Source organism: Pseudanabaena sp. SR411 (assembly GCF_002251945.1).
Taxonomy (GTDB): Bacteria; Cyanobacteriota; Cyanobacteriia; order Pseudanabaenales; family Pseudanabaenaceae; genus Pseudanabaena.
Genome location: NZ_NDHW01000182.1, coordinates 1 through 9,298, shown reverse-complemented (window position 1 = coordinate 9,298; position 9,298 = coordinate 1). Strand labels below are relative to the sequence as shown.

The window sequence follows — 9,298 nt, the reverse complement described above, 5'->3', positions numbered from 1 at the left end:
TTTCAGCTTTTAGCCCGCACTTGAGTGCAGGGCTACTTATACCAAAACGCAAAATGGCTACGCCATTTTGCGTTTTGGTATAAGCCCTATTTATGTCTTTCCGAGTTCTTTACTTTTGATCTGCATAATCAACGCATTCACTGATTAACAGGGCTAAAAGAAATGATGAACTGGCGCAAACTTCACCGCTTTATCGCTCCTATTCTGCTAATTCCAATTTTGCTTACCACTGTTACAGGCGTAGCCTATCGCGTGGGTAGAAGTTGGTTTGGCATGTCCAAAGACATTGGCGAAATCTTTTTGAATATCCATCAAGGCTCTTTTCTAGGACCACAACTCCGAACCTTTTACGTTTTGCTTGATGGACTTGGCTTGATTGGCTTACTCGTAACTGGAATCTTCATGATGGGAATATTTAGCAAAAAACGTCGCCGCTCTATCCAAGATATCTAATTTGGAATTCGCAAAATTACTGGATGGTTGGGGTAATCCAGAATAAATCAAGATTATTTTAGAGAAAACTAATATGAATCGTCGAAAAATTTTAACTTGGGTGGGGCTAGGTTGGCTAGTGAGTGTGCTGCCATCTACGCTAACCTCATGCTCAACCGCAACCAAACAAGCTGAAAGCTCAATGACCGCTTTAGCAAATCCATTGCCAGCAACTTCACCTGTAGCTACGACAAGCACGATCGCAAGTTCGCCTGTAGCCGCAACTACTGTAAGTAAAGGCTCTAGAGTCATCGGCTCGATCGCTCAACTAGAACGCGATGGGCAATTAATAGCTGATGGTGTCATCATTGTCCGCGATCGCCGTAATCCCCAAAAGCTATTTGCGGTCAATCCTATCTGCACTCACAAAGGCTGTGATGTGAACTGGCAACAGGACAAACAAGAATTTTTCTGTCCTTGTCATGATGCAACCTTTGCCGCAGATGGTAGTCCTCGCGAAGCTCCCGCCAAAATCCCTTTGGCAACTTATGCCGTCACAGTGGAAAACGAACAGGTTTTAATTGTTGGTGATACCAGTTCATCATCAAATCTTCAAAATAATCAGGCTAGTACTAACGAATCTCCCTCAAAACGCGATCGCTTATCTTCAGAACGTAAATCAGATGTACAGCCTGATGATGATAGCCCTAACCTTTCTCCCAAAAAGCAAGAGCGGCGATCTTCAGAGTCGGAATCTGAGCAGGAAGATGAGGAATGTCGCAAAGAGAAGCGCAAACAGACTAGGACATAAGCAAGAGGCGGCGCTTTGCGCCGCCTCTTGCTTTTTGGGTTTTGATTTGTCTTAATGCAAGTGACCTAACAAAACCAGATAATATTTTAAAAGCCTTGCAAAGCAAGGCTTTTAAAATATTATTTTTGTAAATACCATGAGTGCAACGGCGCAGATAAATACGCTTTTAGAAGAACAGGTTATTTTAGTAGATATAAGCGATCGCCAAGTGGGGATTGCGGAAAAATTGCAAGCGCATCGGGATGGTTCACTACATCGTGCTTTTTCGATTTTTGTGCTGAATTCACAGAATCAACTTTTATTACAAAAACGAGCTAAACATAAGTATCACTCAGGAGGACTTTGGACAAATACCTGTTGCAGTCATCCTCGCCCCAATGAAATGACACTAGATGCGGCTCATCGTCGTTTGCAAGAAGAAATGGGCTTTGACTGCGAGTTGCAAGAGCTATTTAGTTTTGTTTATCGCGCCCAACTAGATCATGAACTAACCGAGTATGAGTTTGATCATTTGCTGCTAGGATATAGCGATCACGAGCCTGTTCTCAATCCTGAAGAAGCTGAAGATTGGAAATGGATAGATTTAAAAGTTTTGCAAGCTGATATTCAAAAAAATCCGCAATCTTATACCTATTGGCTACGTGATTGCTGCGATCGCTTCATTACTGAACTAGGATAAATACAAACAACTCAATGTTGTTTGTATTTATTTTTCTGGAGGAAAATATGGAAACTTATTCAGAAGAACAAGTCGATCAGATTCTCCGTTATGCCCTTGCTAAAAGAACCAATGGTCAAAATTTGACCAAACAGCAAGTATATGAGATTGCTTCCGATATGGGTATCAGTGAAGCCGATTTCTTAGCATCTGTGCAGGAATGGCAATCTACGCAAGCTGTTTGCAAAGAGCAGGTAGAGTTTGATAAATACAAAAGAAAATCTTTAAAATCAAATGTCCTGAAATATGCGATCGTTAATTCTTTTTTAGTAGCACTCAACCTGTTTACATCTGGTCGAATCGGTTGGGCAATCTATCCTTTATTGTTTTGGGGATTAGGCATTGCACTAGATTCATGGGTTATTTACCAGTCAGAAAGTGAAGAATACGAAAAGCAATTTCAAAAATGGCTACGTAAACAAAAGCGCGATCAGCTTACAGCTCAAATTACAGGTAAGTTAACCACTAGCCTCGAAGAATGGCTCAAGTAAAAAAAGAGGTAATGCTTCGCATTACCTCTTTTTTTATATGCGGATGGAGAGACTCGAACTCTCACATCAAAGATACTAGAACCTAAATCTAGCGCGTCTACCAATTCCGCCACATCCGCTTGAGTTAGGTGTTTTTTGCACCGAATAAAATAATACAGCAATCTTGGTGAATTACTACACAAAATTTTAATAGACATCTAGAGGTAATCATGTGCGGCTCTCTACGCCGCACATGATTTACAGCGATTTGCGCTTGACCCCAAATCAAGAAAAATCTTAAAAGCGTTGCTTCGCAACGCTTTTAAGATTTTTCTTGTGGTTTGTTTAATTGGCAATTGTTGTAAGAATTTAGTGTTGCGGGTCTTTGCCTCGCAACACTAAATTCTTGACTGGGAAGTGCGTAAAAGGAGGCAAACCCAGAAGGTAAAGGCTGATAACGAGGGGCTTAAGCCCCTTGCCTTTCTTACAAATGATTTAGGATTGCTATACAATCATTTTGTTTAGTTGCTTGATCTATAATTCCTATTCTGAGCATACCTTTAGCCCCCTTGTTGAGCATGTCCGTCTAGTGCATATCCATAAGCCTCAAAAAATCGATCTAGAGCAAATTTATCCCTGTCCTTGCCCTCGCAAACGCGGCAAGCTAAAGCCGATCGCACTAACTGATGCTTTTGGATGCGATCGCTGCTCTTTACTATTTCAGCTAGAAAACGACGGCTACAGTCTATTGCAGTTAGGTGGGATTGAGTCGCAACAACACACATGGCAATGGACGGGTAAATGGCAACCTATTCGTAGAAATGGACAGCAAACTTGGCTAGAAATGGCTTTGATATATGCGGCTTCACTGCTGTTTTTTGCTTTAGTCATTGTCTGGGCGCTAAATCTCAAATCAACTTTAGGTATTCCTCTAGCCATTTTGTTGTTTACCCTTTTAGGTTTGCTAATATGGCGATTGCTCGTGATTCGTCGGCGCGATCTTTAACAACTATTTATTACAGAGTATGTCACCAGAAGACCTTACAGGCTTCATTTATAAATCCCATGCAGCAGCGCTGCAACTAATGCAAATCTCTACTAGAGACCGTGATAGTTTGCTACTAGAAATTGCCAATAGTATTAAAAAGCATAAAAACGCAATTTTAGAAGCGAATACGCTGGATTTAGAAGCTAGTCGCGATATGGCTGTACCTGAGTTGGTACTGGAGTGGCTGAAACTGACTCCCGATCGCCTCAACAATGCGATCGAATGTCTGACCCAGCTTGCGAATCTGCCTGATCCACTCACCCTGCATGTGGGCATTAATGGCTATCAGCGCGTCCCTTTAGGCGTGGTAGCTTTTATATATGAGGGATTTCCTCAACTGGGCTTAATTGCAGCAGGAATGTGCCTGAAGGTCGGTAATACAATTATTCTCAAGGGTGGTAGCGAAGGCACAAATACCCAAGAAGCGATCGCGGCGATCGTGAAGGAAATCCTTATTGCCAGAAATTTTCCTGAAGCATGTATGTCCTGCGTCCCCAAAGGTGTGACCCTCAAAGAACTAATTGTCCAAGAAAAGTATTTGCGATTGGTTATTCCCTATGGTCGTCCTAGCTTTGTGCAGCAGGTGAGCAAACAGGCTACGGTTTCGGCTTTGCCAATATCAATGGGCAATTGCTATCTATATCTATCAGCTTCAGGCAAGTTGGACTTTGCCAAAGAAATTATTCTGAATAGTCGTAAAGGTGATCCTGATGCGGTGAATGCGATTGAAAAGGTCATTGTGCATCGGTCTTGGCTGGATCGCGCCTCAATTGATCGTGGGCTAGGCGAGTGGATTAGTAGTCTCAAAAAGCAAGGTTTAGTAGTACGTGGTTGTGCGGAGACAACCGCATATTTTCGGCAATTTCTAGAAGAATCCCATATTGAGGAAACAGACAAACCCAGTCAAATTCTCATTGACCAATCGATCGAGTCGGAGGATATTTGGGGACAGGCTTATTTAGACGAGACGATCGCTATCAAAATTGTTAATGATACTGAGGAGGCGATCGCATGGATTAATCAGTACAGCAGTGGTCATGCCGATGTATTGCTGACTGATTCCCTATCCGAGCGCGATCGCTTTGTTAGTCGCGTTAATAGCAGCACGATCTTTGTCAATGCCCATAGTCGCTTTAGTCGTTGCTCTAAGCCTAACGATAGCGGCAATGCCAAAATTGCTCTGGGTATGTCTAGCTTAAAAACGCGAGGTGCATCTAGATATCCGGGGGTGATTGATATCTATGCACTCACGACGACTAAGCAAGTGTTGACAAATTCATGGACGCAATAAATTTAGCAATAGCGCTGAAGTAATACTTCTAATTTCTCGACTGGCGATCGCGGCGGAAATCTTGGTAATTCCTGTTCTTGTTGGCGATCGTTAAGCAGACAAAGTACGGGGATTTCATACTGATAGCGATCGAACCAGTCTGGATTACTCGTGATATCCCTAATTTCTAGCTCGAAGGCAACTTGCTTTACCTGTTGTAATTTTGTCAGCAAACCTTCACACAGGCAGCATCCTTGCTTGCTATACAAAATTAGTTTCATAGATTTTTTGTTGAATATAACTCCACTATGTTATATTATTAATCCGTCAGAACGCATAGCTCAGTTGGTTAGAGCACCACGTTGACATCGTGGGGGTCGGTGGTTCGAGTCCACTTGTGTTCATAGTCTGGAGAGCCGATAGTAGTAAGTCTTTTGGGAGTCCCAATCAACTCCTGAAGGACTCTTCTAATTTCAATAAGAAACCTCGATTTGGAGACTGGGTTTCGTCGATTCAAGTATGTTCAGGAAGTCTTAAAATTACTTCCGCAAAAATTAGACCATATTTTATTGGCATCTATTTTTGCTAAAGTTGCTAATCTAGGGGCTATCCACCCCATTCCTTCGTTTACAGATACACTTTAATTTGGCGAAGGTATGATAGTAAGAATTGCTGGGCGATCTCTGTAGCAAGTAGTATCTTTTTATTTATTCTCTTGTATTTTATATTACTATATAGTAATATATTAGAAGAGTCTTAAAAGTTCAGGAATTTACTGCCATGCTATTTCGCCAGTTATTCGATCAAGAGACAGGAACCTATACTTACCTGATTGCCGATCCAGCTACCAAGGAAGCAGTCCTAGTCGATCCAGTTTTAGAACAGGTTGAGCGCGATCTTAAACTCTTGACAGAGTTGGGCTTGACTCTTAAATTTTGTTTGGAAACCCATATCCATGCGGATCACATCACAGGCACTGGCAAATTACGCGAACTAACGGGCTGTGAAGGGATTGTCCCTGAAAATGCCCATGCGGCTTGTGCCAACCGCTATGTGAAACATGAAGAAATTTTGCAGGTGGGAGCAGTCAAAATTCAGGCGATCGCCACATCTGGACATACCGACAGCCATATGTCTTTCTTAGTTGATGGCACACATTTATTAACGGGTGATGCCCTTCTAATTCGCGGCTGCGGACGCACCGACTTCCAAAGTGGCGATGCAGGCACATTGTATGATCATGTCACTCAAAGGCTATTTACTTTGCCCGATACTACCTTTGTTTACCCTGGACATGACTATCGCGGCAATCTGGTATCTACCATTGGCGAAGAGAAACAATGGAATTTGCGTTTTGTAGGACGCGATCGCCATCAGTTCATTGAGTTCATGGGCAGCCTTAATCTTCCTAATCCCAAAAAGATAGCGGAAGCTGTACCTGCTAATGAGCGTTGTGGCAAGGCTCCTGTCGTTGCCTAAACAAAGGGCTTAAGCCCTTTGTTTAATACTTTCTCACCTATCTATAAATTTCTTAATCCTATGACAACTTCACAGAACCAAACTTCTGTATCTGAGAATCAAATTAAGCTTATTGATGTTGACCAACTCAAGCAATTAATTGATCGCGAATCTGTTGAGTTAGTTGATGTGCGTGAGGCGGATGAATATGCCAGTGAGAGAATTGATGGAGCAATTTTGGTTCCATTATCAAACTTTGATCATCGTCAAATCTCCCACAATCCAGACAAACAGGTGGTTCTCTATTGTCGTTCTGGCAACCGTTCTCATCGCGCCGCCGAAAAATTGCTAGATGCGGGATATGCCGAAGTGACACACCTCAAGGGTGGGATTATGGCATGGCGATCGCAGGGTATGTCTATCAAAGCCAATAAAAATGCGCCCATCAGTATCATGCGTCAAGTGCAGATTACGGCAGGTTCCCTTGTTTTCTTCGGCACAATCTTAAGTGCGGTGGTTTCGCCTTGGTTCATGCTATTAACAGGATTTGTTGGCGCAGGGCTAATGTTTGCGGGAATTAGTAACACCTGTGCGATGGCTGGTCTATTGTCAAAGCTACCCTATAACCAAAGAAGATAGAACCTTCACCCCTAGCTCCTCTTTCATTAAGGGAGAGGGGAAATAGAACAAAACCATGACTTCTTTACCTAAATCACTAACTACGCGATTACAGCAATATATTCCTGCTCTCGATTGGTTAAGACATTATCAATCGAAGCATCTATTTGGTGATATCACCGCAGGAATCATTGTTACTAGTCTTTTGATTCCGCAAAGTATGGCATACGCTCTCTTAGCGGGGTTGCCCCCTCATGTTGGACTCTATGCCAGTATTTTTCCTGCAATTATTTATCCATTGTTAGGAACCAGTCGGGTATTGGCGGTGGGGCCTGCTGCCGTTGATTCCTTAATGGTGGCGGCTGCGATCGCTAAATTCGCACCTCAAGGTAGTTCCGAATACCTAGTTTTAGCAATAACCTTAGCGCTCTTGGTCGGGATTATTGAAATAGGCATGGGCGCTTTGCGAATGGGATTTTTAGTTAACTTTTTGAGTCGTTCGGTGATTTCAGGTTTTATTAGTGGTGCAGCGATCATTATTGGCTTTAGTCAGGTCAAACATTTACTGGGCTTAAAAATTCCTGCCACCGAGTCATTTATCGAACTTCTCACTTTAATCGTTAGCAAAATTAGCGAAGTCAATTGGGTCACTTTGGGGCTAGGACTAGCCAGCATGGGGATTTTGCTGTATTTTAACCAGCCGCTCGTCAAACAACTGAAACGCCAAGGCTGGAGCGACCAAAAGATTTTACCTGTTTCTAAAAGTGCGCCTTTGCTGGTGGTGATTTTAGGATCGTTGCTCGTATCGATTTTCCAATGGGATCAAGGTTTGGGAATTAGAGTTGTGGGTATGGTTCCATCGGGCTTTCCACCCTTGACCATCCCCACCTTTGATCTGCAAATTTGGCGATCGCTATTACCTGCGGCTCTAGCGATCGCTTTAGTTGGTTATATGGAAGGATTCTCAGGGGCGCAAGCCTTTGCCAGTAAGCGCCGTGAGAAGATCGATCCGAATCAGGAATTAATTGCTTTTGGTGCGGCAAATGTGGGTGCAGCTTTTTCAGGTGGATATCCTGTAACGGGTGGGGTCAGTCGTTCCGCAGTGAGTTTCTCGGCAGGGGCAAATACGGGCTTAGCTTCGATCATTACGGGAATATTAGTAGCAATTACAGTGATGTTTTTGACATCATGGTTTTATTTTCTGCCGCAAACCTGTCTCGCCGCAATTATCATTACCGCCGTTTATAAATTGATTGATTTTGCCACCCTCAAACGGATGTGGAATTATGACAAAGCCGATGCGATCGCATGGCTATTCACCTTTGGTGCTGTCTTAGGTTTAGGTGTCGAAAAGGGCATTATCTTTGGGGCAATGGTGGCTTTGTCTCTGCATCTATGGCATACCAGTCGCCCACACATTGCGATCGTCGGACGCTTAGGCAACTCCGAACATTTTCGCAATGTTCTTCGCTACGAGGTCAAAACCAGTCCCCAAGTTTTGGCAATCCGCGTTGATGCCAGTCTCTACTTCGCCAATGCCAAATATATGGAGAATTTTTTAAATCGAGAAATTAGCGATCGCCCAGTCGTAACCAGTATCCTCCTAGTTTGCAGTGCAGTCAATCTCATTGATGCTAGTGCTTTAGAGGTTCTTGAAAGCCTAATCGCCGATTTAAGAACCCTAGGTATTAACTTCTATTTCTCGGAAGTGAAGGGACCAGTAATGGATAAATTGCTCAAAATTGGTTTTGTTGATTATGCTGGACGCGATCATTTCTTTCTCTCTACTGATATCGCTATGCGTGAGTTAGCAGGTATTTAGCCAACTAAACTGGTGTGACCAAAATTTGATGTAGGAATTAGAGAGAGAAACCATAGCGATTGATTTTAGACCAGAATTGTTGCCAACAGCCTTTGGTATAAGTCAAAGTTCTAAGGCTCAAAACTACAGAAGCACCCCAATCTTTCCATTTCATGCTAGAACACTCCAACCGAGTCTTGATAATTACTTTGCAAGCCGATTTCCCCGAACCGATTGGTAAATTCGAGGAGATGGTTTCAACATAAAGCATTTGGTGATGATGATTGCGAAAATAACTAATAGCATCTTGAAGCCCTTGGAGAATCGATTGAGAAACACGATAGTTTGCATCTCTGCAAGTAACCTAGAAGCCTTCCCAACTTCATGTAAGGATGTGACAATGAGTATCGATCCAAGCTTGAGACTGTCAAGTGCCTCGACTAGGACAACTGATTGCTCCCTTTACAATTAAAGGTTCTTGCAACCGCAACGTATTTGAAATCTGGTTAGAATCTTGCTTGATTCCCACTCTTAAGGCAGGGCAGTGGGTAATTATCGATAATGCTACTTTTCATCATGGTGGACACATTCAGGATTTGATCGAAGCAGCAGGATGTAAGCTCGTCTATTTACCTCCATATTCTCCAGACCTTAATCGCATTGAAAAATGTT

The 9,298-nt window shown here is 42.8% G+C and carries 10 protein-coding genes, 2 tRNA genes and 2 pseudogenes; 11 read left to right on the top strand and 3 right to left on the bottom strand.

Features of this window, described 5'->3' with window-relative positions; all coding sequences use genetic code 11:
- The first annotated feature begins 162 nt into the window (after positions 1-162).
- The 4 genes from B9G53_RS19100 (at position 163) to B9G53_RS19085 (ending at position 2,452) form a co-directional block, all read left to right on the top strand.
- Entirely contained in the window at positions 163-453 is a 291-nt protein-coding gene (locus tag B9G53_RS19100) for a hypothetical protein (RefSeq protein WP_094535060.1), read from the top strand.
- A gap of 73 nt (positions 454-526) precedes the next feature.
- Complete coding sequence (locus tag B9G53_RS19095; protein WP_094535059.1) at positions 527-1,243, top strand: ubiquinol-cytochrome c reductase iron-sulfur subunit; 717 nt, start codon at positions 527-529, stop codon at positions 1,241-1,243.
- 136 nt (positions 1,244-1,379) lie between these two features.
- Positions 1,380-1,922: an isopentenyl-diphosphate Delta-isomerase gene (gene idi, locus B9G53_RS19090; RefSeq protein WP_094535058.1), complete on the top strand. Its 543-nt coding sequence runs from the start codon at positions 1,380-1,382 to the stop codon at positions 1,920-1,922.
- Between the two features lie 47 nt (positions 1,923-1,969).
- Positions 1,970-2,452: a 2TM domain-containing protein gene (locus tag B9G53_RS19085; protein ID WP_254923734.1), complete on the top strand. Its 483-nt coding sequence runs from the start codon at positions 1,970-1,972 to the stop codon at positions 2,450-2,452.
- 38 nt (positions 2,453-2,490) lie between these two features.
- Here B9G53_RS19085 and B9G53_RS19080 read toward each other — a convergent pair.
- Positions 2,491-2,571: transfer RNA gene (locus B9G53_RS19080), tRNA-Leu, on the bottom strand.
- A 389-nt stretch (positions 2,572-2,960) separates the two neighbouring features.
- Between B9G53_RS19080 and B9G53_RS19075 the strand changes: the two genes are divergently transcribed.
- Both B9G53_RS19075 and B9G53_RS19070 read left to right on the top strand, forming a co-directional pair.
- Entirely contained in the window at positions 2,961-3,437 is a 477-nt protein-coding gene (locus tag B9G53_RS19075) for a hypothetical protein (RefSeq protein ID WP_254923733.1), read from the top strand.
- A 19-nt stretch (positions 3,438-3,456) separates the two neighbouring features.
- A complete protein-coding gene (locus tag B9G53_RS19070) occupies positions 3,457-4,770 on the top strand; it encodes an aldehyde dehydrogenase family protein (RefSeq protein WP_094535056.1) in 1,314 nt (437 codons plus the stop codon).
- Between the two features lie 2 nt (positions 4,771-4,772).
- On the opposite strand, the gene B9G53_RS19065 is transcribed toward B9G53_RS19070, so the two are convergent.
- Entirely contained in the window at positions 4,773-5,030 is a 258-nt protein-coding gene (locus B9G53_RS19065; protein WP_094535055.1) for a glutaredoxin family protein, read from the bottom strand.
- 49 nt (positions 5,031-5,079) lie between these two features.
- On the opposite strand from B9G53_RS19065, the gene B9G53_RS19060 reads away from it, so the two are divergent.
- The 4 genes from B9G53_RS19060 (at position 5,080) to B9G53_RS19045 (ending at position 8,647) form a co-directional block, all read left to right on the top strand.
- A tRNA-Val gene (locus B9G53_RS19060) sits at positions 5,080-5,153 on the top strand.
- 376 nt (positions 5,154-5,529) lie between these two features.
- Positions 5,530-6,228, top strand: a complete 699-nt coding sequence (locus tag B9G53_RS19055; RefSeq protein ID WP_094535054.1) for an MBL fold metallo-hydrolase — start codon at positions 5,530-5,532, stop codon at positions 6,226-6,228.
- A 60-nt stretch (positions 6,229-6,288) separates the two neighbouring features.
- Positions 6,289-6,846: a rhodanese-like domain-containing protein gene (locus B9G53_RS19050; protein WP_094535053.1), complete on the top strand. Its 558-nt coding sequence runs from the start codon at positions 6,289-6,291 to the stop codon at positions 6,844-6,846.
- Between the two features lie 55 nt (positions 6,847-6,901).
- Positions 6,902-8,647, top strand: a complete 1,746-nt coding sequence (locus tag B9G53_RS19045; protein ID WP_094535052.1) for a SulP family inorganic anion transporter — start codon at positions 6,902-6,904, stop codon at positions 8,645-8,647.
- Positions 8,648-8,684: 37 nt separating this feature from the next.
- On the opposite strand, the pseudogene B9G53_RS28125 reads toward B9G53_RS19045, so the two are convergent.
- Positions 8,685-8,945, bottom strand: a pseudogene (locus B9G53_RS28125) (ISKra4 family transposase); the annotation flags it as partial.
- A gap of 127 nt (positions 8,946-9,072) precedes the next feature.
- Between B9G53_RS28125 and B9G53_RS19035 the strand changes: the two are divergent.
- A pseudogene (locus B9G53_RS19035) lies at positions 9,073-9,298 on the top strand (transposase); the annotation flags it as partial.

Excerpts from the sequence above, each read along its gene's own strand:
- B9G53_RS19065 (WP_094535055.1), bottom strand. The coding sequence starts at position 5,030 with ATGAAACTAATTTTGTATAGCAAGCAAGGATGCTGCCTGTGTGAAGGT.
- B9G53_RS19085 (WP_254923734.1), top strand. The coding sequence starts at position 1,970 with ATGGAAACTTATTCAGAAGAACAAGTCGATCAGATTCTCCGTTATGCC.
- B9G53_RS19050 (WP_094535053.1), top strand. The coding sequence starts at position 6,289 with ATGACAACTTCACAGAACCAAACTTCTGTATCTGAGAATCAAATTAAG.
- B9G53_RS19070 (WP_094535056.1), top strand. The coding sequence starts at position 3,457 with ATGTCACCAGAAGACCTTACAGGCTTCATTTATAAATCCCATGCAGCA.
- B9G53_RS19055 (WP_094535054.1), top strand. The coding sequence starts at position 5,530 with ATGCTATTTCGCCAGTTATTCGATCAAGAGACAGGAACCTATACTTAC.
- B9G53_RS19045 (WP_094535052.1), top strand. The coding sequence starts at position 6,902 with ATGACTTCTTTACCTAAATCACTAACTACGCGATTACAGCAATATATT.
- idi (WP_094535058.1), top strand. The coding sequence starts at position 1,380 with ATGAGTGCAACGGCGCAGATAAATACGCTTTTAGAAGAACAGGTTATT.
- B9G53_RS19100 (WP_094535060.1), top strand. The coding sequence starts at position 163 with ATGATGAACTGGCGCAAACTTCACCGCTTTATCGCTCCTATTCTGCTA.
- B9G53_RS19095 (WP_094535059.1), top strand. The coding sequence starts at position 527 with ATGAATCGTCGAAAAATTTTAACTTGGGTGGGGCTAGGTTGGCTAGTG.